20 protein-coding genes are annotated in these 24,750 nt (G+C 61.6%); 14 read left to right on the top strand and 6 right to left on the bottom strand.

Translation table 11 applies throughout. The annotated features are described in order from the left end of the window. Positions 1–246: 246 nt before the first annotated feature. Positions 247–1,800, bottom strand: coding sequence for a nitric oxide reductase transcriptional regulator NorR (gene norR / locus CXQ81_RS26825; RefSeq protein WP_101339014.1), 1,554 nt, complete (start codon positions 1,798–1,800; stop codon positions 247–249). Between the two features lie 156 nt (positions 1,801–1,956). Here norR and hmpA point away from each other — a divergent pair, with 156 nt between their 5' ends. From hmpA to queC, 9 genes are all read left to right on the top strand, one after another. Beyond that, positions 1,957–3,138 (top strand): NO-inducible flavohemoprotein, encoded by a 1,182-nt coding sequence (gene hmpA, locus CXQ81_RS26820; protein WP_101339013.1) that lies wholly within the window; start codon positions 1,957–1,959, stop codon positions 3,136–3,138. Between the two features lie 276 nt (positions 3,139–3,414). After that, positions 3,415–3,954, top strand: a complete 540-nt coding sequence (locus CXQ81_RS26815) for an ester cyclase (RefSeq protein ID WP_101339012.1) — start codon at positions 3,415–3,417, stop codon at positions 3,952–3,954. Between the two features lie 24 nt (positions 3,955–3,978). Beyond that, complete coding sequence (locus tag CXQ81_RS26810; RefSeq protein ID WP_007929696.1) at positions 3,979–4,488, top strand: disulfide bond formation protein B; 510 nt, start codon at positions 3,979–3,981, stop codon at positions 4,486–4,488. A 793-nt stretch (positions 4,489–5,281) separates the two neighbouring features. Further along, positions 5,282–6,223, top strand: coding sequence for a ubiquinol oxidase subunit II (gene cyoA / locus CXQ81_RS26800; protein WP_007929698.1), 942 nt, complete (start codon positions 5,282–5,284; stop codon positions 6,221–6,223). Between the two features lie 3 nt (positions 6,224–6,226). After that, on the top strand, positions 6,227–8,245 hold the full coding sequence (gene cyoB, locus CXQ81_RS26795) for a cytochrome o ubiquinol oxidase subunit I (RefSeq protein WP_007929700.1): 2,019 nt from the start codon (positions 6,227–6,229) through the stop codon (positions 8,243–8,245). A gap of 3 nt (positions 8,246–8,248) precedes the next feature. Further along, positions 8,249–8,875, top strand: a complete 627-nt coding sequence (locus CXQ81_RS26790) for a cytochrome o ubiquinol oxidase subunit III (protein ID WP_007929702.1) — start codon at positions 8,249–8,251, stop codon at positions 8,873–8,875. Continuing rightward, positions 8,875–9,210: a cytochrome o ubiquinol oxidase subunit IV gene (cyoD, locus tag CXQ81_RS26785; RefSeq protein ID WP_007929704.1), complete on the top strand. Its 336-nt coding sequence runs from the start codon at positions 8,875–8,877 to the stop codon at positions 9,208–9,210. The genes CXQ81_RS26790 and cyoD overlap by 1 nt, the downstream gene beginning before the upstream one ends. 11 nt (positions 9,211–9,221) lie before the next feature. Continuing rightward, positions 9,222–10,109, top strand: a complete 888-nt coding sequence (gene cyoE / locus CXQ81_RS26780; protein ID WP_007929705.1) for a heme o synthase — start codon at positions 9,222–9,224, stop codon at positions 10,107–10,109. A 118-nt stretch (positions 10,110–10,227) separates the two neighbouring features. Continuing rightward, positions 10,228–10,926, top strand: a complete 699-nt coding sequence (gene queC, locus CXQ81_RS26775) for a 7-cyano-7-deazaguanine synthase QueC (protein ID WP_101339482.1) — start codon at positions 10,228–10,230, stop codon at positions 10,924–10,926. A 92-nt stretch (positions 10,927–11,018) separates the two neighbouring features. Here the strand turns inward: queC and CXQ81_RS26770 are convergent, their stop codons facing one another. Together CXQ81_RS26770 and CXQ81_RS26765 are read right to left on the bottom strand one after the other, a co-directional pair. Beyond that, positions 11,019–11,900 (bottom strand): queuosine precursor transporter, encoded by an 882-nt coding sequence (locus tag CXQ81_RS26770; protein ID WP_101339011.1) that lies wholly within the window; start codon positions 11,898–11,900, stop codon positions 11,019–11,021. Beyond that, a complete protein-coding gene (locus CXQ81_RS26765) occupies positions 11,887–12,489 on the bottom strand; it encodes a helix-turn-helix transcriptional regulator (protein ID WP_101339010.1) in 603 nt (200 codons plus the stop codon). The genes CXQ81_RS26770 and CXQ81_RS26765 overlap by 14 nt, the downstream gene beginning before the upstream one ends. Before the next feature lie 494 nt (positions 12,490–12,983). On the opposite strand from CXQ81_RS26765, the gene glyA reads away from it, so the two are divergent. Next, on the top strand, positions 12,984–14,339 hold the full coding sequence (gene glyA / locus CXQ81_RS26760) for a serine hydroxymethyltransferase (protein ID WP_007929713.1): 1,356 nt from the start codon (positions 12,984–12,986) through the stop codon (positions 14,337–14,339). A gap of 99 nt (positions 14,340–14,438) precedes the next feature. On the opposite strand, the gene CXQ81_RS26755 is transcribed toward glyA, so the two are convergent. The 3 genes from CXQ81_RS26755 to CXQ81_RS26745 form a co-directional block, all read right to left on the bottom strand. Next, a complete protein-coding gene (locus CXQ81_RS26755; protein WP_007929715.1) occupies positions 14,439–15,143 on the bottom strand; it encodes a hypothetical protein in 705 nt (234 codons plus the stop codon). A 213-nt stretch (positions 15,144–15,356) separates the two neighbouring features. Then, on the bottom strand, positions 15,357–16,499 hold the full coding sequence (locus CXQ81_RS26750) for a fatty acid desaturase (protein ID WP_101339009.1): 1,143 nt from the start codon (positions 16,497–16,499) through the stop codon (positions 15,357–15,359). Positions 16,500–16,513: 14 nt separating this feature from the next. Then, positions 16,514–17,983 (bottom strand): amidase, encoded by a 1,470-nt coding sequence (locus CXQ81_RS26745; RefSeq protein WP_101339008.1) that lies wholly within the window; start codon positions 17,981–17,983, stop codon positions 16,514–16,516. A 348-nt stretch (positions 17,984–18,331) separates the two neighbouring features. Between CXQ81_RS26745 and CXQ81_RS26740 the strand changes: the two genes are divergently transcribed. The 4 genes from CXQ81_RS26740 to CXQ81_RS26720 all read left to right on the top strand — a co-directional run bounded on the left by CXQ81_RS26740 (position 18,332) and on the right by CXQ81_RS26720 (position 24,738). Further along, complete coding sequence (locus CXQ81_RS26740; protein WP_101339007.1) at positions 18,332–20,173, top strand: fatty acyl-AMP ligase; 1,842 nt, start codon at positions 18,332–18,334, stop codon at positions 20,171–20,173. Further along, on the top strand, positions 20,170–21,039 hold the full coding sequence (locus CXQ81_RS26735; protein WP_101339006.1) for a LuxR C-terminal-related transcriptional regulator: 870 nt from the start codon (positions 20,170–20,172) through the stop codon (positions 21,037–21,039). The genes CXQ81_RS26740 and CXQ81_RS26735 overlap by 4 nt, the downstream gene beginning before the upstream one ends. An 815-nt stretch (positions 21,040–21,854) precedes the next feature. Then, positions 21,855–22,133, top strand: coding sequence for an acyl carrier protein (locus CXQ81_RS26725; RefSeq protein WP_101339004.1), 279 nt, complete (start codon positions 21,855–21,857; stop codon positions 22,131–22,133). Next, positions 22,126–24,738, top strand: a complete 2,613-nt coding sequence (locus tag CXQ81_RS26720; RefSeq protein ID WP_101339003.1) for an aminotransferase class III-fold pyridoxal phosphate-dependent enzyme — start codon at positions 22,126–22,128, stop codon at positions 24,736–24,738. Before CXQ81_RS26725 ends, CXQ81_RS26720 begins: the two co-directional genes overlap by 8 nt. Positions 24,739–24,750 lie beyond the last annotated feature (12 nt).

Here is a 24,750-nt window from a genome sequence, read left to right as displayed (position 1 = left end):
TCGCGCCATGGGTCGCGAACAGCTAGCGATAACGGGTTATCGACGTGCAAAGGGCTGGCTTTAGGCTTAATCCCAATATCCGCGACCCGCGCAATCCGTAGCCGCTGCCGAAGGCTGCGATCGAGGACGCAGTCCTCGCAAGATCAGCCACTGCGTCGTTTCGGTCACACCTCATGTATCGGGTTCATGGCCGTTTCGTGGCAATGCCGCCTAAGCCGATCGCAGCCTTCGGCGGCTACAGGTGAGTCACTTCAAGCCTAGCCTCTTGGCCATGCGCCCCAGGTTGGCGCGGTCCAGGCCCAGCTCGCGGGCGGCGCTGGCCCAGTTGTGCTGGTGGCGCTCAAGGCAGGCACTGATCAGTTGGCGCTGGTAGTTTTCGGTGGCCTGCCGTAGATCGCCGGTGCCGGGAAGGTCGGCCATGGTCGTCGCAGCCGGGGGCTGGGGCGTGAGCGGCGCCGAGGCGTCCGGCAGGTCCAGGTCGGCGGCGCTCAGGCTGAGGATCTTCGGTCGTTCGCGGCAATTGCCCAGGGCCTTGAGGGCGCTGCGGCCGATCAGGTGTTCCAGCTCACGCACGTTGCCCGGCCAGGCGTAGGCCAGCAGCGCCGCCTGGGCATCGCTGGTCAGGCGCAGGCTGCCCAGGCCCATGCGCGAGCGATTCTGTTCGAGGAAGTAGCCGCTGAGCAGTAGCACATCGCGGCCGCGGTCGCGCAGGGCCGGCACCAGCAGCGGGTAGACGCTGAGGCGGTGATAGAAGTCCGCGCGATAGCGGCCGCTGCGCACTTCTTCGGCCAGGTCGCGGTTGGTGGCGGCGATCAGCCGCACGTCGACCTGATGTTCCTGGTCCGACCCCAGGCGTTGCAACTGGCCGCTTTGCAGCACGCGCAGCAGCTTGGCCTGCACGGTCAGCGACAACTCGCCCACTTCATCGAGAAATAGCGTGCCGCCATTGGCCAGCTCGAATTTGCCGCGGCGGTCGTTGGTGGCGCCGGTAAAGGCGCCCCGCACATGGCCGAACAGTTCGCTTTCCACCAGGGTGTCGGGCAGGGCGGCGCAGTTGAGGCTGATGATCGGTTTGTCGGCCCGGGGCGAGGCGGCGTGGATGGCCTGGGCCACCAGTTCCTTGCCGACCCCGGTTTCACCGGTGATCAGTACCGTCAGGTCGCTGCCGCCGACCAGGCCGATTTCCTCCAGCAGGCGTTTGTGGGCTTTGCTCTGGCCGATCATCTCGCGGTTCTGGCCGCTGGCCTGGCGATAGACCTCGGCGCGCTGGTGTTCGTCTTCGGCGCGCAGGGCCAGGCGCTCGATGCGCTCGGCGGCGTTGACGGTGGCCGCCGCCAGGCTGGCGAACGCCTGCAGGGCATCCAGCTCGATGGGTTCGAAGCGCTGCGGGTCGAGGGCATCCAGGGTCAGCAGGCCCCAGGGGCGCTCGTCGATAAACAGCGGGCAGCCCATGCAGTCGTGGACTTCCAGGTGTTCGTGCAGGCCATCCACCAGGCCGTCGTAAGGGTCCGGCAACTCGCTGTCGCTGGCGAAGCGGGTAGGGCCGGGGTGGCTGAGCAGGGCGGCGAAACGCGGGTGTTCGCTGACCTTGAAGCGTCGGCCCAGGGTGTCGGTGCTCAAGCCGTCCACCGCCAGCGGCACCAGCCATTCGCCATCCAGGCGCAGCAGCGCGGCGGCGTCGCAGGGCAGCAGGGCGCGCATGGCTTCCAGCAGGCGGCGGTAGCGCTCGCCTTCGGGCAGTTCGCGGGACAGGTCGGAGACCAGGGGCAACAAGGCGGTGAGCAGGGATTTTGCGGTCATAATGACTCCGTATGGTCTTAATGACTATAAATGCGGCTTTGTCGATATGACTACAAATATTTCAAGTAATTGATTTGTATGGTTTTTATTGTTGGCACGAAAACTGATTGGTAAAGGGCAACCTGCAAGTAGTCAGAAAGCTCAGGAGTTGTACTTATGCTTAGCGTCGAAGATCGTGCCATCATCAAATCCACCGTTCCGTTGCTGGAAAGCGGTGGCGAAGCCCTGATCACCCACTTCTACCGGATGATGCTCTGCGAGTATCCGCAAGTGCGCCCACTGTTCAACCAGGCGCACCAGGCCAGCGGCGACCAGCCACGGGCCCTGGCCAATGGCGTATTGATGTACGCCCGGCACATCGACCAGCTCGACCAGTTGGGCGACCTGGTGGCCAAGATCATCAACAAGCACGTGGCCCTGCAGATCCTGCCGGAGCATTACCCGATCGTCGGCAGCTGCCTGCTGCGCGCCATCTCCGAAGTGCTGGGCGAAGAGATCGCCACGCCGGCGGTGATGAGCGCCTGGGGCGCGGCCTATAACCAGCTGGCGGACATCCTGATCGGTGCCGAAGGCGCGATCTACGACCAGAAGGCCCAGGCCCCGGGCGGCTGGCGTGGTGCGCGGGAGTTCAAGCTGGTCCGCCGCGAGCAGGAGAGCGCGGAAATCACCTCGTTCTATTTCGAGCCTGTGGATAACGGCCCGATTCTCGCCGCCGAGCCGGGTCAGTACATCGGCATGCAGCTGTTCCTCGAGGGTGAGGAAATCCGCCGCAACTACTCGCTGTCGGCCCTGTCCGACGCCGGCCAGTATCGCATCAGCGTCAAGCGCGAGGCCGGTGGCCGCGCTTCCAACTACCTGCACGACCAACTGCAGATCGGCGCCAGCATCCAGCTGTTCCCGCCAGCGGGCGAATTCACCCTGGCGGACAGCGACAAGCCGCTGGTGCTGATCAGTGGTGGCGTTGGCATCACCCCGACCCTGCCGATGCTTGAAGCCGCGCTGGCCACCGAGCGTCCGGTGCACTTTATCCACTGCGCGCGCAACGGTGGGGTGCATGCGTTCCGCGATTGGGTCGACGGCCTGGCCGCGCGTCATCCACAACTCAAGCGCTTCTACTGCTACGCCGAAGACGACGGCATCAGCCCGGCGGCGGACAAGGTCGGCCTGCTGAGCCAGGAACAACTGGCCGAATGGTTGCCGCAGGAGCGTGACCTGGACGCCTACTTCCTCGGCCCGAAAGCCTTCATGGCGGCGATCAAGCGCCACCTCAAGGCCCTGGGCGTACCGGAAAAACAAAGCCGTTACGAGTTCTTCGGCCCGGCCGCGGCGCTGGAGTAACCCCACCGGCCAGCCTCCGCCCGGAGGCTGGCCTCTTTGTAGCCGCTGGCGCAGCCTGCGATCGGGGCACAGCCCCGTAAACCTGGCGACGCGGTATACCGGAGCTCCGGTGTCGCCTGGTCTCGCGGTCGCTGCGCAACCGATCGCAGGCTGCGCCAGCGGCTACAGGGGCGCACTCGTAAAAATCCTTTAAAGGTTAATCCGTTCTTAACCTGTTTATCGTTAATTCCCCGATGCTGATGATAGGCGCTCGTTCGCACTGATCAGGATCATCCCATGCAACTCTCAGCCATTTCCCGCATCACCCTGGCCGCGACCCTGCTCGCCAGTCCCCTGGTTTTCGCCGAGCCGGCCTTGCTCCAACCGCAGACCCTGATCGTCGATCAGAGCCTGCCCAAGGCCCAGCGTGAAGCCATGGAGCTGGCCGCGCGGCGCTACGGCAGTTTCTGGAACAGCGGCGATGAAAGCCTGGCCAGGGCCGCGCTGGCGGAGAATTTCGTCGATATGACGCCGCCTGCAGGGCGGGTCCAGGGGCCGACGGGGCCGCTGCTGGCGTCGCGGTTCTTTCGCACGGCGGTGCCGGACCTGAGCGCAGACATCGAGCAGATGATCGTGGCCGGGGATCGGGTGGTGCTGCACCTGCATTTTCGCGGGCACTTCAGCGGGACCTTCAATGCACTCAAAGGTCATGGTCAGCGTGTAGACTTCCGGGCAACCGACATCTATCAGATCGCCGATGGCCGGATCACCGCCAATTGGCATATCGAAGACAACCTCAGCCTGATGCAGCAGTTGCAAACGCTGCCGTCGGGTTGAGCCACAGACAGAAAGGAATTGAGGATGACTGACGACACACTGCGTTTGGGGCGCGAGCGACGTTTTCTGGTGTTGCTGGGGGTGATCTGCCTGGCGCTGATCGGCGGCGCGCTGTACATGCAGGTGGTGCTGGGCGAGGCGCCTTGCCCGTTGTGCATCCTGCAGCGCTACGCGTTTCTGCTGATCGCGATTTTCGCCTTCATCGGCGCGGCCATGCGCAGCCGTCGCAGCCTCACCGTGCTGGAAGCGCTGGTAGTGATCAGCGCGCTGTTCGGGGCGGCGGTGGCGGGGCATCACGTCTACACCCAGGCCCATCCTGCGGTCAGTTGCGGCATCGATGTGTTGCAGCCGATCGTCGACAGCCTGCCGCTGGCGACCGTCTTCCCGCTGGGGTTCCAGGTCGATGGCTTCTGCTCCACGCCGTACCCGCCGGTGCTGGGCCTGTCCCTGGCGCAGTGGGCGCTGGTGGCCTTTGTGCTGACCCTGGTGCTGGTGCCGCTGGGCATCATTCGTAACCGTCGCAAGAGCGCCTGACCCGGCGCAAAAAGCCCCGGTCCCGATGTTCGGGGCCGGGGCTTTTTTGCGTGTAGGACAATGTGTGAAGGGGGCGTGATATGGGGCAATCGGATGCGCGATAAAAGTGCGACATGTTGTCACATGGTGATGTCGCAGCTGTGTTTCAGAGGATGACGTCGAGACGATTTTTCTTGCGCCAGGAGCGAAAAAAGTCTGTCAGTTCGTGTCGGCGCGGTGAACGGCCAGGCAAGCATAGCCTGCTATCTAAATAAATCGGTTCAGCCCTCGTTTTACAAGGGGTAGCGCGATGCCATCGGTGGATTTTGTACGGGTGAAAGGCGCCTTTTTCGACTTGGCTGGAAGGTGTTTTTGGGGCTTTTTATTGCGAATGAATCTCGATATGATCGCGACCCGTTGCAATAATCGCCACGCATTGTTGCGCGAGCCGATAAAAATTATTTCGGGATAAGACATGGTTTATAAAACGCTACATATCTACAATCGCCCGCACTGAATTTCCGGCGCTGCTCACCCCTGAGCATACGGCGGCGGTCGAGGGGCGTTGGACGCTCCATGCGACCCCAGGTGTCGGCACCTTCCAAATATCCGCACCAAATGGAATTGGTCTGTAAAAGGCCTTTGACCACGAATTCGAATAAGAACTCACTGCTAGCCCAGGATTTGTCAAACAACGCGTAACGCGTCGGGCAGGCCCTTATTCAATCGAAGAAAAAATGCCAACCCTTGGCACGGTGAAGTGTTGGCGATCAAAACCCAACTGCATGGCGCAAGCTGCTTTAGAGGTCGTGAGATGAGTAAAAACAGGTACCCCCGATTACTAGGCTTTTTGCCGCTGCTTGGCATGATGTTAATGCTGGGAGGCTGCAAGTGGACCTTGCTCGACCCGAAGGGACAGGTCGGTCTGGATGAGCGAAACCTGATCATCACCGCTACCCTGCTGATGCTGCTGGTCGTGATTCCGGTGATCGTGATGACCTTCGCGTTCGCCTGGAAATACCGCGCGTCCAACACCAACGCGACCTACGCGCCCAAGTGGTCGCACTCCACCAAGATCGAAATCGCGGTGTGGCTGGTCCCGATCCTCATCATCATTGCCCTGGGTTATGTGACCTACAAGTCCACCCACGCGCTGGACCCGTATCGTCCGCTGGAATCCGACGTCAAGCCGATCAACATCGAAGTGGTCGCGCTGGACTGGAAGTGGCTGTTCATCTACCCGGACCAGGGTATCGCCACTGTTAACCAGATCCGGTTCCCGGAGCACACTCCGCTGAACTTCAAGATCACCTCCGACGCCGTGATGAACTCGTTCTTCATCCCTGCCCTGGGCGGCCAGATCTATGCGATGGCAGGCATGCAGACCAAGCTGCACCTGATCGCCAACCAGAAAGCTGAAATGGAAGGCATCTCCGCTAACTACAGTGGCGCTGGCTTCACCGGCATGAAATTCAAAGCGATCTCGACGAGCCAGGAAGATTTCGACGCCTGGGTAGCCGAAGTCAAGGCCGCACCTAAACAGCTTGATCAAGCTGAATACGAAGCCCTTGCCAAGCCAAGCCAGAACAACCCTGTCGCGCTGTACTCCTCGTACACGCCGGACCTGTTTCAGAAAATTGTCGACAAGTATGAAGGCATGAAACCAGGCGCACCGGTCAAGCACGAGAAGAAAGAAGTGGCCGCTGTGGAAGGGACTGACATGAGCTCGCATTCAGCTGCTGGGGCAGAGGAGTAAACGATGTTTGGTAAATTAAGTCTGGACGCGATACCGTTCCACGAGCCGATTGTCATGGTGACCGTTGCCATGATCATCCTCGGTGGTCTGGCGCTTGTCGCGGGTATCACGTACTTCAAGAAATGGTCCTACCTGTGGACCGAATGGCTGACTTCGGTCGACCACAAGAAAATCGGCGTGATGTACATCATCGTCGCCATGGTCATGCTCCTGCGCGGCTTCGCCGACGCGATCATGATGCGTACCCAGCTGGCCATGGCCACCGAGGGTTCGCCGGGCTACCTGCCTCCTGAACACTATGACCAGATCTTCACCGCCCACGGTGTGATCATGATCATCTTCATGGCGATGCCTTTCTTCACCGGCCTGATGAACCTTGCAGTGCCGCTGCAGATCGGTGCGCGTGACGTTGCCTATCCGTTCCTCAACTCCCTGAGCTTCTGGCTGCTGGTTTCCGGCGTCGTGCTGATCAACCTGTCCCTGGGCGTCGGCGAATTCGCCAAGACCGGCTGGGTTGCCTATCCGCCGCTGTCGGGCCTGCAATACAGTCCGGGCGTGGGTGTCGACTACTACATCTGGGCGCTACAGCTATCAGGGCTAGGGACGACGCTGACGGGGGTCAACTTCCTGGCCACCGTGCTGAAAATGCGTACCCCGGGCATGAAGATGATGGACATGCCGATCTTCACCTGGACCTGCACCTGGGCCAACGTGCTGATCGTGGCTTCGTTCCCGATCCTGACCGCTACCCTGGCACTGCTGACCCTCGACCGTTACATGGATTTCCACATTTTCACCAATGAACTTGGTGGCAATCCAATGATGTACGTGAACCTGTTCTGGGCTTGGGGTCACCCTGAGGTGTACATCCTGATCCTGCCGGCGTTCGGTATCTTCTCCGAAGTCATCTCGACCTTCTCGGGCAAGCGCCTGTTCGGCCACCACTCGATGATCTACGCTTCCGGCGCGATCTCGGTACTGGGCTTCATGGTCTGGCTGCACCACTTCTTCACCATGGGTTCGGGGGCCAGCGTCAACGCCTTCTTCGGCCTGGCGACCATGCTGATTTCCATCCCGACGGGGGTGAAGCTGTTCAACTGGCTGTTCACCATCTACCACGGCCGTCTGCGTATCACCAGCCAGGTCCTGTGGACCCTGGGCTTCATGGTGACCTTCGCCATCGGCGGCATGACCGGCGTACTGCTGGCCATCCCGGGTGCTGACTTCGTACTGCACAACAGCCTGTTCGTGATCGCGCACTTCCACAACGTGATCATCGGTGGTGCCGTGTTCGGCTACATCGCCGGTTTCAGCTTCTACTTCCCGAAAGCGTTCGGCTTCAAGCTGCACGAAGGCTGGGGCAAGGCTGCATTCTGGTTCTGGATCTCGGGCTTCTTCGTCGCGTTCATGCCGCTCTATGCACTGGGCTTCATGGGCATGACCCGTCGTCTGAACGCCACGACCAACCCTGAGTGGGTGCCGTACCTGTACGTCGCCATGTTCGGTGCGGTGATGATCGCCATCGGTATCGCCTGCCAGCTGATCCAGCTGTACGTCAGCGTGCGTGATCGCAAGCAGAACCAGACTGTTTCCGGCGACCCGTGGAATGCCCACACCCTGGAATGGTCGACTTCGTCGCCACCGCCGTTCTACAACTTCGCCGTACTGCCGAAGGCCAATGGCATCGACCCGTTCACCGAAGCCAAGGAAAACGGTACTGCGTACCAGAAGCCTGCTCGCTATGAACCGATCCACATGCCGAACAACACCGCCACCGGCCTGGTGATGGGTGCTCTGTTGACCGTCTTCGGTTTCGCGATGATCTGGCACATCTGGTGGCTGGCGATCGCTAGCCTGGCCGGTACCGTGATCTATTTCGTGATCCACGCGGCTCGCGATGATCAAGGCTACATGGTGCCGGTCGACGTGATCGAACGCATCGAAGCCGAGCAGCACGCTCGCCTGGTAGCCGAGAAGAAGATTCCGGCCAACCGTGTAGAAACCTCGTTGGAACAGGCTTAAACCATGTCGAACTTAGTGACCAATGCTGGACACACCCATGTCGATGACCATGGGCACGATGACCATCACCACGACTCGGGCGAGATGACCGTATACGGTTTCTGGCTCTACCTGATGACCGACTGCATTCTGTTTGCGTCGATCTTCGCGGTGTACGCGGTACTGGTAAATAACGTAGCGGGTGGCCCGTCGGGCCACGACATCTTCGAACTGCCTTACGTGCTCGGCGAAACCGCCTTGCTGCTGTTCAGTTCGATCACCTACGGCTTCGCCATGCTGGCGTTCTTCCGGGGCAACAAGAAGCAGGTCCTGGGCTGGCTGGCCCTGACCTTCCTGTTCGGCCTGGGCTTCATCGGCATGGAGATCAACGAGTTCCACCTGCTGATCTCCGAAGGCTACGGCCCTAGCCGCAGTGGCTTTCTGTCCGGGTTCTTCACCCTGGTCGGCACCCACGGTCTGCACGTGACCGCCGGCCTGATCTGGATGGCGATCATGATGTATCAGGTCAACAAGCACGGCCTGACCGCAACCAACAAGACCCGCCTGAGCTGCCTGAGCCTGTTCTGGCACTTCCTGGACGTGGTCTGGATCTGCGTCTTCACCGTTGTTTACCTGATGGGGACTATGTAATGGCTAATGCACACTCCCATGACAGCCATGATGCGGGCCACGGCAGCGTAAAGTCGTACGCCATCGGCTTCATCCTGTCGGTGATCCTGACGATCATCCCGTTCGGCCTGGTGATGTACCCGACCCTGCCGAAGTCCATCACCCTGATGATCGTGCTCGCCTTCGCGGTGATCCAGGTCCTGGTTCACCTGGTGTACTTCCTGCACCTGGACCGCTCCGAGGCCCAGCGTAACAACGTGATTGCGTTCGTCTTCGCTGCCCTGGTGATCGTCCTGCTGGTTGGTCTGTCGTTGTGGATCATGTTCAGCATCCACACCTACATGATGGCGAAGTGAGGTAAGACCCGATGTCGCTCAAGCACTTTATCCAAATCACCAAACCGGGGATCATTTTCGGTAACGTGCTTTCTGTGGCGGGCGGTTTTTTCCTGGCCTCCAAGGGACATGTCGATCTGGCCATCTTCCTGGCCGCGATGATCGGCACGTCCCTGGTGGTGGCTTCCGGTTGCGTGTTCAACAACTGCATCGACCGTGACATCGACCTGAAGATGGAACGCACCAAGAACCGTGTGCTGGTCCAGGGCCTGATCTCCCTGAAAGTGGCACTGGTCTACGCGACCCTTCTGGGTGTCGCCGGCGTTGCGTTGTTGTACAAGGTGGCCAATCCGCTGGCGGCGCTGTTTGCCGTGATCGGCTTCGTCATCTACGTCGGCTTCTACAGCCTGTACCTCAAGCGCAAGTCGGTGCACGGCACGCTGGTGGGCAGCCTGTCGGGGGCGATGCCGCCGGTGATCGGCTACGTGGCCGTGAGCAACAGCTTCGACATGGCCGCGCTGACCCTGCTGGTGATGTTCAGCCTGTGGCAGATGCCGCATTCCTATGCCATCGCGATCTTCCGCTTCAACGATTACCTGGCCGCATCGATTCCGGTGCTGCCAGTGAAGCGCGGCATCCTGGTGGCCAAGAAGCACATCCTGCTCTACATCCTGGCGTTCCTGGTGGCGACTCTGATGCTGACCTTCAGCGGGTATGCCGGCATGAGCTACCTGGCCGTCGCGGCCGCGATGGGCATGTACTGGCTGTACATGGCCTGGACCGGCTACAAGGCGGTGGACGACACCGTCTGGGCGCGCAAGCTGTTCGTGTTCTCGATCTTCACCATCACCGCGCTGAGCGTGATGATGTCCCTGGATTTCAAGGTACCGAGCGAGCTGCTGCTGACCTACGCGCCATAAGCTGCAAACGCTATGAAAAAGCCCCGCCTTCGAGAGAAGCGCGGGGCTTTTTTATTGAGTGTCAGTCAGTGGGCTGTTTAAATATTCAAATGACTCTATTCATGCAGGAAGCAGAATGATGAAGAAAAAAGCTGTTGTCGTATTCAGTGGCGGGCAGGACTCGACGACCTGTCTGATCCACGCATTGCCGCTCTATGATGAAGTGCACTGCATTACCTTTGATTACGGTCAGCGCCACCGCGCAGAAATCGAAGTGGCGCAGCAACTCGCGAAGCAATTGGGGGCGACAGTCCACAAAGTGCTGGATGCCTCGCTACTCAATGAATTGGCGATCAGCAGTCTCACTCGGGACAATATCCCGGTTCCCACGGTGAACAGTTCGGGCGAAAGCCTGCCCAGCACTTTCGTGCCGGGAAGGAATATTCTGTTTTTAACCCTGGCCTCTATCTATGCCTACCAGGTAAAGGCTGAAACGGTCATTACCGGGGTATGTGAAACGGACTTCTCCGGCTATCCCGATTGCCGCGACGAGTTTGTAAAGGCCTTGAACAAGGCCGTCGAGTTGGGCATGGAATACCGCCTGCGCCTTGAGACTCCGCTGATGTGGCTGAACAAGTCGGAGACCTGGGCGCTGGCGGATCATCACCATCAGTTGAGCCTGGTTCGCGAGCAGACCCTGACCTGCTACAACGGCGTTATTGGCAGCGGTTGTGCCAATTGCGATGCGTGCAATCTTCGTAGCAGAGGGCTGAATGATTATCTGGGGAACAAGGCAGCAGTCATGAGCAGCTTGAGAAGCAAGATGAACTTGCAATGAAGGCTTGATCGACCGTCTCAATGGAGTTCAACACTGCATCTGCCTGCTGGATGAGTGTTGAATCCATCAATTTGAGCTAAAGCGTACTTGTACTATTTTGCCTGGCTGTCCGTTATATATCTTTTGAACAGTGACCTTGCGCCATAGGCAGGCAAGATGTTGAAGAAGGCAAAACATACCTTGATCGCGATCTGCACATAAATCATGTTCAGGATGTCGTTGTTCTCCATCGAGCCGTAAAAGGCAATGTAGCAAAACACGAAGCTGTCAATAATGACCGCGAACAGCGTGCTCAAGAATATCCGCAGGAACAGGAATCTGGAGTTGGTCAGCTCTTTTATCTTGCATAGCAAGTATGAGTTTATGTTTTCAGAAACCAGGAACGAGACCGAAGACGCCACCAGCACGGATGACACATGAATGATGACGTCATTGTACGGGGTGTCTAGCTTCCAGCCTGGCAGGCCGGGGAGAAAGGTCGAGCCATAGAGTAGGATGATAATCATGGCGTTGCTGGCAAAGGCAAAGAAAATCGCTTTTCTTGCCAGCCTGAGTCCAAAGTTTTCGTTCAGCAGGTCAACGATCAGGAAGGTCAGAGGGTAAAGAAAGGTGCCCGGAGTGATAATGATGCCAAGGGATTCAAGATAAATGGGCTTGGTGGCGGCAATGCTGGTGAATATATAAAATGTAAAGAGCAGTAGATTCAGGATGATATAAATCATCCATGAGCTTTCGTGGCGGTCATTCAGGTCGTATGCGGTAAGTGCTCCTCCTTGGGAGTAGAACTTCTTGTAAATGTTTTTAACTTCCATTTTGTTCAGGTTTTCCATTATTTCGCTGTTAAGCACTTCGCTTAATTTGATCTTTATGACTTTGCCTGTGGCGATGATCATGATCACGGCCAGGTTCTTGTTGTTTTCAAAGCCCAGAAGTTTGTATTTGCTGTTCTCGAGTTCGCCTTCATAAGCTGCCATTGAACCGCTCCTCGATGATGTCACCCACCACAAATACTCGATCTGAGTCGGAGCATGGCTCATTGATGATGAACAGCTTTTTTGTCTGCCTGTCGTAAACCAGTTTTTCCTTGTCGTCGGTCGACGTTGCCTTTTGAATGATCAACAGGTCACCGGCCTCGTACAGGCCCTTGATCTCATTCTCGAGCAGCACCGCTATCAAGTTGTAGGATGCGCCGAAGTAATAAGTCAGTGGGTGAAGTATGGCCAGTTCGCCAATCCGTTTGTCCATGTTGATCATCAGCAGGCTTTCCTTGAGGATCGGAACCGCCGCCGGGTTCATGTTTCCTTGTGGGGAAATACTGCTGTCGATGATCTCCTTCTCTTCAAAATCGACGGTTTCTATTTCTTCGTAGGAGACACCGAAGAAATCGGAGATTTTGCGAATGGTGGATTGCTGTACGTTGCTGACCTTGCCTTCCAGGATGTTGTATATGGTCGTTCGGGTCAGGCCGCTGGCATTGCACAAAGACAGTTGCGTCTCGCCGCGACTTTTTATCAGGTATTTGATGTTGCTCTTCAAATACTCTGTTCTTTCTCTTCTGTGCATCAAATGCTCACCATTTCCTTATAGTCGCCACGCATAGGGTCTTTCATGGAATGCGTGCCGTGCATGACATTCAACTGCTCGACGCCAAAGGTGAGAACAGTCGGATTGATGCGGCAAGAGCTTGTCGGGTTCTTTCGTGGCCTGTACCAACTCGCTAGCACTCCTTTAGCCAGCCTGCATCCATCCTGGGATATTTCGCTGTCGGTATGGGGCGCACTCGGAATTGTCGGGAGGGTCCGGACCGGAGGCGCCGCGGCGGCAAGTGTTGCATGTCCCAGTCATGACAATAAAGCCCCGAAACGTCCGGTGCCCTGGCCTCGATTGACGAATATTCGGCGGCAACGCAAATCTGCTGTCCCCTCCTGATTCTCGGAAAAGAAGCATTTTGTTTGGAAAATGTTTAATTCTTTGATTAATTAGCGGCTCGCGAACGTTAAATCAGGAAGCGTGCTGTCGTTCGTGGCACGCAAATGACAAGGAAGGAATACCGAACGATGGCAGCTTATACAGCACCACTGAGGAACCAGGCCGACCTGCTGCGACGAGGTTTGGCGGATCTGCGGGCAGAAGACGCCGAACTGGCTGGGATCCTGGACGCTGAAGTCAGGCGTCAACACCGCACACTGTCCCTGGTTTCATCTTCCTGCGCGGCCAACCCTCGAATCCTCGCGGCGTCTGCCTCGGCACTGGTCAACGTCACCGCCGAGGGCATACCAGGCAAGCGCCATCATGTCGGCTGCGAGAACGTCGATCTGGTCGAGTCCCTGGCGATTCGCAGGGCGCGGGAGCTGTTCGGGGCGCAATATGCCAGCGTACAGTCGCATTCCGCCTCCAACGCCAACTACCAGGTGCTTGCTGCCCTGCTCGAGCCCGGGGACACCATTCTCGGCATGGCCCTCGATCATGGCGGGCACCTGACCCACGGCAGCCCTGTCGCATTCACAGGCACTCACTACAAGGCGATCCGCTACGGCACCACATCGCAGGGCGTGATCGATTACGCAGAGGTACGCCATCTGGCGCTCGCCCATCGTCCGCGCATCATCATCTGCGGTGCGACGGCCTATTCCCGGGTCGTGGACTTCCAACGCTTTCGCGCTATTGCCGACGAGGCCGGGGCCATCCTGCTGGCGGATATCTCCTCTATCGCCGGGCTGGTCGCAACGGGTCGACATCCAAGCCCGATCGACGTGGCGCATGTCACCACCGCGTGTACCCACAAGCAACTCGCGGGGCCGCGTGGCGGCCTCATCCTTTCCGGCCGGGATGCCGACACCAAGGTTCCCGGCCTGAGGGCGAGCTTCAGTCGTGTCCTTGAGCAAGCGGTATTCCCCGGGATGCAGGGCTCGCCGGCGGTCAACATGATCGCCGCCAAGGCGGCTGCGCTGGGCTACGCGATGACCCCGGAGTTCGACGCCTACATGGGACGGATTCGCAGCACGGCCGATGCAATGGCCAGCGCATTCATGGCACAGGACTACGAAGTCGTGGGCGGGGGGACGGAGAACCACACGATTCTGCTCAGGCTGCGTGGTGGGGTTAGCGGTTCGATTGCCGCCTCGGCACTGGAGCGATGCGGCATCATCGTGAGTAAAAACCGCGCACTGGGGGAAACCCGATCCTCATTCGTCGCCAATGGCTTGTGTATCGGCACGGGCTCCATCGCCCAACGCTACATCGATCCCCAGGGGTGTCGTGAAGTCGTCGAACTGGTCTGTCGGATACTGGACAAGGTGACGCCCCTCAGCGAGCAGAAGTACCGCCTGGAGCCTGAGCTGCAGGAACAGTTCCGTCTTCAGACCGAGGCTTTGTGCGCGATGTATCCCATCGCCGATTACCGGGGCAACTGAGGGGGCCCCGGCCTTTGATTCGTAGGAGCCAGCCGGCGGAAGGGCGCGCTGCACTGTTGCCCTATCCGCCGTCTGCGCGAGCAAGCCCGCGGGTACGGGTTACTGCTGTTGTAGAGCGCTGTAGCCTTCGAACGCGGTCTGCTGCTGGATCGCGGTGACGATGTTCTTGCGCGTGGCCGGCTGTTCGTTGCCGTCCTTGTCGAAGAACACTTCGCTTTCCAGTTCCGCTTCGTCGCCTTCGCCGACAAAGGCGAAACCGAGGAACTCGAAGGCTTCACGGTCGACGTTGGCCTTGGAACGCGGGCGGATCGGCAGGGTGACGCTGATGCCGTCCTTGCTGATGGCGAACACTTCCATTTCCTTCTTGGCCCGCGAGGCCTTGCTCTTGCCGCCACCCGGGCTGCTGATGGCCTGGTGGGTCTGGTTCAGCACCTTCAGCGCCAGGCCGTAGACCAGCTCCTGGAAGCTCGGGTCGTCCTTGTAGCTGGAGAGGATGCGGCTGATCGGGAACTTGCTGCTCAGGTCTTCCAGGGCGGCGCTGTCGGCGGCCTCGGCGTCCTTGAGCTGTTTGAGCTGGCCCATGAGTTCATAGGCGCGGTCGTCGTCGAAGCGGTCGTGAGCCTGGCGGATCTCGGCGCGCAATTCGCGGATCTGGTCGCTTTCCTTGGTGGACTGGAAAGCGTCGAGGACCATCTCGCTGATGGTCTTGGCCTGGGAGACATGCTGTGAAAGATTGATGGCGTTTTCGTATTCCGCTTTGGACGACAAGGCGTTTACGGATTCTTCTGTATTGGAATCGGACATTGATATTTCACTACTTCGTTTAACTGGAAATGAGGCTAGAAAAGCACCGGGCCTTTTCAGGGCGCCTAATTTATGGGACCGAGGCCCCATTGTCACGGACCAACGGACCGGTGCGAAAAGGCGTGGCTCTACTGACCCGCGATCGACGGGAAAATTCCGGCGCCGATCATCCCTGGCGGGCGTTCGCGGGGCAACGCCTCTGCCGCATTTCCTTCAGCGTCGCGCCTGCTGATGAAACTCGGCGAACGAGACCATGCGCTGGCGCGCTGGGTCCCATAGTTTGAGCCGCAGGCAGCGGTAGATATCCCGCGGGTGCAGTGAGGTGGTGATCGGCGATTGCAGCGCCGGGATCGCCGCCATGGCTTGCGGCAGGCGGTAGAAGGGGATGCCCGAGTTGGCGTGGTGCACATGGTGGTAGCCGATATTGGCGGTGAACCAGGCCATCAGTGGACCGGTGCGCATGTAGCTGGAGGAGAACACCGCGGTGGCCGCGTAGTCCCAGTCGGCGCGCTCGGGGTAACGCACGCCGGGGAAGTTGTGTTGGCAGTAGAACATGTAGGCGCCCAGCGCCGAGCCGGACAGGCTGGGGACCAGCACCCCATACAGCAGGATGTCCGGCGCCAGCAGCGCCAGGGCGACGGCGCTCGCCAGGTTCAGCGCCAGGGCCAACAGCGACCACAGTCGATGCCGCGGCTGGGTGATCAGCGAGACCAGGCAGATGCTGAAAATAAAGATACTGAATGACGCCAGCAGGATCATCAGCGGGTGTCGGGCGACGCGGTAGCGCAAGCGCTTGAGGCGCCCGGCGCGGGCATATTCCTCGGTGGACAGCAGGGGAAAGGTGCCCAGGTCAGTGTGAGTAGAGAGCAGCGGCAGGCGGTTTTTCTCCGCGCCGACATACTGGCAGCTGTGGCCGTGGTGGTAATCGTGGGACTGCTTCCACAGTGTCGGCGGGGCCATCAGCAGCAGGCCGAAAGTCTTGAAAAACACCTCGGCAAAACGCGAGCCCTTGAGGATCGCACCGTGCATGTAGTCGTGGTACAGCACGAACATGCGCACCAGGGACAAGCCCAGCAGCACGCTGCAGCCCAGGCGCAGCGGCCACCACAGCGGCAGGGCCACGGCCGAGCCGAACAGCCCGATCACCAAAAGCGTCGAGTAGAAATGCCACCAGCTCAGGCGGCGGTTTTCCACGGTGAAGGGCAGGGTCTGGCGAATCAGCTCCTTGCCATAACGCGCCAGTTGCTCGCGGTCCAGGCCGTCGGTGGGCCAGGGGATGGCCCCCGGCTGGTGCGGCTCCTGGCCTGCGCCGGCACGGCAACAGGCAGAGGCGGTCGAGGTGTCCAGCGTGCGCATGCTCGGTGCTCTCCTTAGCCGATAACCGCTTCGTCGGGGCTGTGCTGCATGAACAACTGTGGCCGCCGGTCCTTCCACGGGCGTGCCTGTTCCAACTGGCCGGCCAGGCGGAACAACAGGCTTTCCTCGCCAAAGGCGGCGCTGAGCATCAGGCCGATCGGCAGGCCCTCGGCGTTCCAGTGCAACGGCAAGGAAATCGCCGGTTGCCCCGAGGCGTTATGGATGGCGGTGAACGGGCTGTAGTCGATCAGCGGGCCGTAGGTGCTTTCCAGGTCGCTGGAATGGATATCCACCACGCCGTTGCGCAGCGGCGGCCGGGCCAGGGTCGGGGTCAGCCAGCAGTCGTAGGTCTGGTGGAAACGCGCCATTTCCCGACCTACCTGCTGCAACACCAGCTCGGACATCTGGTACTCCACCGCGCTGACGCCAAGGCCGCGTTGATGCACGGCCTGGGTCAGGTTTTCCAGCTCGCCGGGCAACGGGCCGCGTCCCAGTTGCAGGCTCATCAGTTCCACGGCGAAGGCAATGCCGGAGAACCACAGGGCGCTGAAGGCTTCGGCGAAGCTTTGCAGGTCCAACTGCGGCGCCGCTTCTTCCACATGGTGGCCGAGGGATTCGAGCAGGCGCGCGGTGCTTTCCACCGCTGCGATGCAGTCGGGGTGCAGCGGCCGCCCGGCCGGGTCGGTGCTGGAATAGGCGATGCGCAGGCGTCCCGGTTCGCGACCGAGCTGGTCGAGAAAACGCCCCTGCATCGGCGGCGCGCGATACGGGTCGCCCGGCACCACGCCGTGGGTGGCGTCGAGCAGGGCGGCGCTGTCGCGCACGCTGCGGGTCAGCACATGTTCGTCCAGCAGGCCGCTGAGCAGCTCGCCGAAGTCCGGGGCCAGGGAGTTGCGCGCCCGGGTCGGCTTGAGGCCGACCAGGCCGCAGCAGGACGCGGGAATGCGGATCGAGCCGCCGCCGTCGTTGCCATGGGCCGCCGGGACCATGCCGGTGGCCACCGCGGCGGCCGCGCCGCCACTGGAGCCGCCGGTGGAATACTCCAGGTTCCACGGGTTGCGCGCCGGCCCATGGAAGGCGCCTTCGGTGGTGGGCAGAATGCCGAACTCCGGGGCGTTGGTCTTGCCGACGAACACCAGTCCGGCCTGGCGAAAGCGCTTCACCAGCTCGCAGTCCTGGGGCATGACCCGCGCTTGCAGCATGCGCGAGGCCAGGGTCGAAGGCAGGTCCTGACAGTCGCCGAGGATGTCCTTGAGCAGGAACGGCACTCCGTGCAGCGCGCCGGTCGGCGGCGCCTTGTCCTGTGCGGCGGCCTGCGCCCGGGCCTTGTCGTAGGCTTTGTAGACCACGGCGTTGACCGCCGGGTTGAAGGCTTCGATGCGGCGTATGGCTTCCTCCAGCAGTTCGGAGGGGCGTACCTGCCCGGTCCTGACCAGATCGGCCAGGCCGACCGCATCGAAGGTGGCGTATTCGCTAAAAGACATCCTGTTCTCCCGTGCTGCGCACGCTGCTGGCGATACCGGGGCGCTCCCGCTCCGGCCTGGGTTTGATGGCATGGCCGGTTGCACAGGCCCGGCTTGCACGGGCCTGGATATATCGGCTTCACACCCTTGAAAAAAGCTGATGACTGCAAGTGATATGGCAAAAAGCCATGCATGCATCGAGCTGTGAGGCGAATATGCGCCGGGGGCGGAAATTGCGGGTATACGCCGTTCGGAGTATTAACTTCGACTGCGCGCTCCCAGAGGATGATCAAGCGTAATGGATGCGCAAGGCCGCAGATTTCGGGCCTTGCGGGAGATGGCTAAGTACGGCTGCCTGGACACAAAATAATGACTACGAACGACCACGATAGCGACGTTCCGTATGCGAATTTTTCGGAATGTCTGCAGCTTCACGCCCATACGATCCCGGACCGATTGGCCTATCGTTTTCTGCACAACGGGCGAGACGAAGAAACCCTGATCACCTTCTCTGAACTGGACCGCGCGGCCCGAGCGGCGGCGGCCCGGTTGCAGGGGCATTGCCAGGCGGGGGACCGGGTGCTGATCCTGCTCAAGCCAGGCCTGGACTATGTGATCGCCTTCATGGGCTGTCTGTATGCCGGGCTGGTGGCGGTGCCGGCCTACCCGCCGGGGGCGACCAAGACCCTGGACCGGCTGGACGGCATCATCGACGACTGCCAGCCGACGGCGGCACTGGCCAGTGGCGAGGATGTCCCGACCATCCTGGCCCGGCTGGGGCAGGCGCAGAGTCCGCGGGTGCTGGACATGGCGAGCCTCGACCTGGCCCTGGCCAGCGAGTGGCGGGCCGTCCCGGTAACCCGGGACGATATCGCCTTTTTGCAATACACCTCCGGCTCCACCGGGATTCCCAAAGGAGTGGCGGTGACCCACGGCAACCTGATTCACAATTCGCGCAGCATCAGCCGCGGTTTTTTGACCCACAAGGACAGCCACCTGGTCAGCTGGCTGCCGCCGTATCACGACATGGGGCTGATCGGCGGCATCCTGCAATCCTTGTTCGTCGGCTTCGGCTCGACCCTGCTGGCGCCGATCCACTTCCTGCAACGGCCGCTGCGCTGGTTGCAGGCCATCAGCACCTACCGCGGCACCGTCAGCGGCGGGCCGAACTTCGCCTATGAATTGTGCCTGCGCAAGATCAAGGACGAAGAGCTGGCCGGCCTCGACCTGAGCAGCTGGGAGGTGGCGTTCAACGGCGCCGAGCATGTGCGGGCGCAGACCATTGCCGCCTTCCATGAGCGTTTCGCCCGCGCCGGTTTTGCCAGCACCTCGGCCTTTCCCTGCTACGGGCTGGCCGAAGGCACGCTGATGGTCAGCGCCGGCGGCAGCAAGCGCGAGCCGGTGATCCGTCAGTTCCATGCCGGCTTGCTGGAGGACAATGTGGCATGCCTGCATGAAGGCCCGGGCAGCGACGCCGAGTTGCGCCTGCGCACCCTGGTCAGCAGCGGCCGCGGGATCCCCGGGCAGGGTCCGTTCATCTGCGACCCGCACACCGAGCAGCCGCTGGAAGACGGGCGGGTCGGGGAGATCTGCATCCTCGGCGACAGCGTCGCCAGCGGTTACTGGCAGCGCCCGGAGAGCACCGCCGCGGCCTTTCGCCCGGCCCCGCCGGCGCTCGGCTGGTCGCGCTACTTTCGCACCGGCGACCTGGGCTTCCTGCTCGACGGCGAGCTGTTCGTCACCGGGCGGCTCAAGGACCTGATCATCGTCAATGGCGTCAACCATCACCCTGGTGATATCGAGAACACCGTGCTGCGCACCCATGACAGCTTTCGCCCGGACGGCACCGCGGCCTTCAGCATCGAGACCGGCGACAGCGAGCAGGTGGTGATCGCCCAGGAAATCGAACGGCGTGCCTTGCGCAGCCTCGACCTGCCACAGCTGTTCAGCGACTTGAAAGCGCGGCTGTGGCAACAGCACCAACTGGCGCGGCCGGTGCTGTTGCTGGTGTTCGGCGGGTCGTTGCCGCGTACCTCCAGCGGCAAGATCAAGCGCCAGGAGTGCCGCAAGCAGTTCGCTCCCTGGCTGGCGGCACTCGATGATGCCGCGCCGGCCGAAGCCCACCCGCTGGACAAGTCGGTGATCGCGGTGGAGAGCAACGGCCGGGTATTGCGTGACATCACCGTCGACAGCCAGGTCGTGGAAGCATGACCAGTCTATCGATCGGCCCGGTGCATGCGCCCAAGCCCGCGGCGCTGCTGTTCGCCCAGCCGGCCTTCTGCGAACCGCGGCTGGAACTGGCCAGCCGCCCGCGGTCGGTGCTGTCGTTGCCGCCCACCGACAGCCAGCAACGGCTGCAACTGACCAGCGTGCTCAACTGCATCACCTCGGCGCGCAGCATCGCCGAGCTGACGCAGCAGACCCAGCTGGCGCTGCCGCAGATCCTGCCCTGTGAGAACTTCGTGTTCGCCAGCGGCAGGGTCCGCGCGCACCGGGTGTTCTTTTCGCACCTGATTCATCCGGACAGCGTCTCCGATGACCTGATCAAGGCCATCGTCGGTCGCGACGGCATGATTCCGCCGCTGGGCATCGACCCCATCGAGCATTGCGGGCGCCCCAAGTTCACCACCCTGGAGCGCCTGGGCAACTCGCAGGACCAGGTGTGGGCGAAAATCTTTCGCGAACACGGCATACGCAACCTGGGCTGGACCCTGCTGCCCGGATTGCACCGCAACACCTTCACCGGCTACTTCTTTCACAACATCTCGGCCACCGTGGCCCACGAAAGCAAAATGCGCATGATGGTCTTCGCCCCGTACCTGCACATCGCCCTGAACCGGGCGCTGGGCAGCAAGCTGTTGCGCCACAACCCGGGGCCGAACCATCAACTGTTGTCCATCCTGTCCAGCCGCGAAGCGGAGATTTCGCGCTGGGTGGCCCGAGGCAAGACCAACTGGGAGATTGGCCAGATCCTCGGCATCAGCGACAAGACCGTGAAAACCCATCTGCAGAACATCTTCTCCAAACTCCAGGCGTCGAGTCGGGCGCAGATCGCGGCGTTGTTCTGCGACGAGTGAGTGCTGCCTGCCTGTCTTTCATCCGGTAACCCTTCCACAGTGCTGACGGGGGTCAGTGCTTCGGCGTCGCCTGCGCCTCTGTAGGAGCGGCCGGTCGACGCTCGATTGGCCGCGATGGGGTCTGTTTGGGTGCTGCATGTTTGGGATGGTGTACATATCCATTTCTACGGTAACGGCTGCTTATGGTTTCGCCCTTACGGCGAGTCCCTTTTTACAAACGCCTAAAAAGGAACCAAAAACGCTTGCCCCTGCGTACGGCCTTCGCTGCGCTCAGGTTCCCTCGCTCCGGCGTCCCTCAGGGGGCATCGACTCCGGTCGGCTTCGCTTCGACCTCCATACGATGTCCTCGACTGCGTCGAGGGGCGCTGCGCGCCATCCCCCTGATGAACACCGGAACGAAGCCTCCCGATGGGGCGGGTAGATCAAGATCAAAAGCCAAAGCCAAAGCCAAAGCCAAAGCCAAAGCCTGGCGCGACCTACCGGTCGGCGCCAAACCCTGTAGCCGCTGCCGAGCCTGCGAGGCTGCGATCGACTGCGCAGCAGGCGCAGGGATCTTGAGGCCGCTGGAGGACCTTCGGTCCTATCGCAGCCTGCGGCAGCGGCTACAGGGCTCGCTACTCCTTACGGAGTATTGAGCTGAACCGGCATGACGCCGAGCATCGGGGTGTAGCAAATAGCCTGCTCCGTCGGGTTATCCACACTCAACACGCGTTTGCATCATGACGCCTGCCCAAGCGTTGATCCGCTGGTTTCACCACGCGGTTGGCGCGGGCCAACGGCCATGCAAAGGAAGCGAAATACGCTGGGAGGCGACTGTGCACATAGACGAAATAACCTTTGCCGTGACCGAAACCCTGGCCAGCCTGCTGGAGGTCGATTCCGGGTCGCTGGACGTCGAGCGCTCGTTCCACGAGATGGGCGTCGACTCGGTGTTGATCGTCGGCCTGTCCGCCGAGTTCGAGGACCGTTTCGGCATCTCCCTGGACCCTGAGCTGGCCTACCTGCACGACACCGTGAGCAAGGTCAGCCAGCACCTGTACGGCGTCATCAACCAGGGCGCGTTCGGCGCAGTGGGGGAGGTCCGTCATGGCTGATTCATTGCTCAATATCACCCGCCAGGAACTGCTGGAATTCGTCGGCCTCAACGAGACCGTGGTGCGCGCCCAGGGCACCCGCATCGAAACCGCCAGCGGCCAGACCCTGATCGATTTCGTCGGCCAGTTCGGCGCGGTGCCTTTCGGTTATGGCGCGGCGCCTGTTACCGAGGCGATCCACACCTTTCTCGCCAGCGGCCAGGCCTCGCTGGTCCAGCCGCTGATCAACCCCGGCGCCGAAGAACTGGCGCGACGCCTGATCGAGCTGGCGCCGGGTACCCACTCGAAGGTGACCTTCACCACCAGCGGCGCGGAAACCGTCGAAGCGGCGATCAAGCTGTGTCGCGCCGCGACCCAGCGCGAGCTGGTGATCGGCACCCTGACCGGTTTTCACGGCAAGACCCAGGGCGCGGTCGGGGTCACCGGCAAGGCCACTTACCGCGAGCCGTTCCAGATCCGCGCCGACGGTTTCAGCCATGTGCCCTATGGCGACCTGGAGGCCCTCGAGGCGCTGCTGAAAACCCGGCGCGCCGCGGCCTTTTTCGTCGAGGCGGTGCAGGGCGAGGCGGGCATGATCACCCCGCCGCCAGGCTACCTGCTGGCGGCGCAGAACCTCTGCCGCCAATACGGCACTTTGTTCGTGCTCGACGAGATCCAGACCGGCCTGGGCCGCACCGGCGAGCTGTTCGCCGCCACCGCCCACGGTCTGGAACCGGACGTGGTGCTGCTGGCCAAGGCCTTGGGCGGCGGCGTCGCGGCCATCGGCGCGTGCATCTACGGCGAGCAGTGCTGGAGCCGCGATTTCGACCGGCACCACAGTTCCACCTTCGCCGTGAACGGCTTCAGCGCCGCCATCGGCCTGGCCGTGCTCGATCAGCTTACGGCCAACGACGGCGCCCAGCTCAAGCATGCGGCGGAGCAGGGCGCCTACCTGTACGCCGGGCTGTCGCGTCTGGTGCGCGACTATCCCGAGGTGTTCCACAGCCTCGACGGCCGCGGCCTGATGCTCGGCCTGAAGTTCCGCCGCTGGAGCGGCGAGCGCCTGTATACGCTGTCCCTGGCCAGCGCTTTCGGCGCCCTGGTGCCGATCGTCTGCGGCTACCTGAAAAGCCGGCATGGCGTGTACTGCCTGCCGACCCTCACCGAAGGCAACGTGCTGCGCATCCAGCCGCCGCTGTGCATCGAGCGCGCCGATATCGACCTGTTGCTCGAAGGCCTCAAGGCGGTGGCGGAACTGGTGGTGCACAACCAGCAGCATCGCTTGATTCTCGAAGCCCACGGCTATGCCGGGCCACGGGGTGTGCCGAGCCCCTGGGTGGTGCCCGGCAAACCGCGCAGCAGCGGGCGCTGCCTGGGACGCTTCGCCTTCCTGCTGCACCCGACCACCGCCGAGAGCGTCAACGGTGACAGCGTGGTGGACGGCCTGGGGCTGTCGGCGGCGGAAAAAACCTTTATGCAGGGCTGGCTCGACGACTTCTCCGAATGGGCCAAGCCCGACCTCGACGCCGGGGTGTCCTATCACGCCCGCCGGGTCTACAACGATGCCGGCGACTACGTCGAAGGCTGGCTGGTCGGCAGCCTGCTGCAACCGCGCGACCTGATGCGCCTGAGCCTGGGCAAGCGGCGCAAGCTGCTGGCCAACTACCTGGACAGCGTCGCCGAGCTGGAGGTGGATTTCGTCGGGCTGGGGGCCTACACCTCGGTGATTTCCAGTGCCGGCGTGGATGTCATCAACGAGCGGTTCCACACCACCACCGGCAACAGCCTGACGGCCATGGTCGGTGTCGATGCGCTGCTGAGCACTTGCGCCAACCGCGGTGCGCCGCTGGCCAAGCGCCTGACCGGGGTGATCGGTGCCTACGGTTCGGTGGGGCGCCTGGCCAGCCTGCGCCTGGGGCGCTTCTGCGAGCACCTGGTCTTGCTCGGCAATGGGGCCAATCGGGGCGCCATGGACGAGCTGCGGCTGGTGGCCGGCGAGTTGTATCGCGATGCCTTGCTGCAGATCCAGGGCGGCCACAGCAGCGGCATCGCCAAGACCCTGGTGCTGCTCCTGCCGAGCCTGGCCAGCGTCGAGCAACTGCTGGATCGCGACCTTGGCGACGAGGAGCAATTGCGTACGCTGTTCGACAGCGTCGATGCCCTGGCCCAGGGCAAGCCGCAGGTGCAGCCGCCGCTGGTGATCACCGCGGACCTGGGCCACTGGCTGCCGCGCCTGGAAACCGTGCTCTCGGCCACCTCCAATGGCTCGGCCTTTATCGACCCGCTGGTGCTGCATCAGAACGCGATCATCTGCGACTGCGCGCAGCCGCCGGACATCGGCCACGTCACCCTGGCGCTGCGCCCGGACGTCACGGTGATCGAAGGCGGCCTGATCCATCTGCCCGACCGCAGCCAGCGTTTCGGCCAACAGAACCTCACCGGTCTGCCCACGGGCGTGACCTTCAGCTGCCTGGCCGAAACCATGGTCCTGACCATGGCCGGCCTGCAGCGCGACTACAGCATCGGCAAGCGTCCTCCACTGGAGGATGCCGAAGCGATCTTCGACCTGGCCCGAGCCTTCGGTTTCGCCCCCGCGGTGGAGCAGTTGATCGAAAAAGCCGGTTAACCCTGACAACGA

The sequence above is a fragment of the Pseudomonas sp. 09C 129 genome (genome assembly GCF_002843625.1).
GTDB lineage: Bacteria > Pseudomonadota > Gammaproteobacteria > Pseudomonadales > Pseudomonadaceae > Aquipseudomonas > Aquipseudomonas chlororaphis.
Note: the sequence above shows the minus strand (reverse complement) of the source record. Positions and strands in the feature narration are given on the sequence as shown.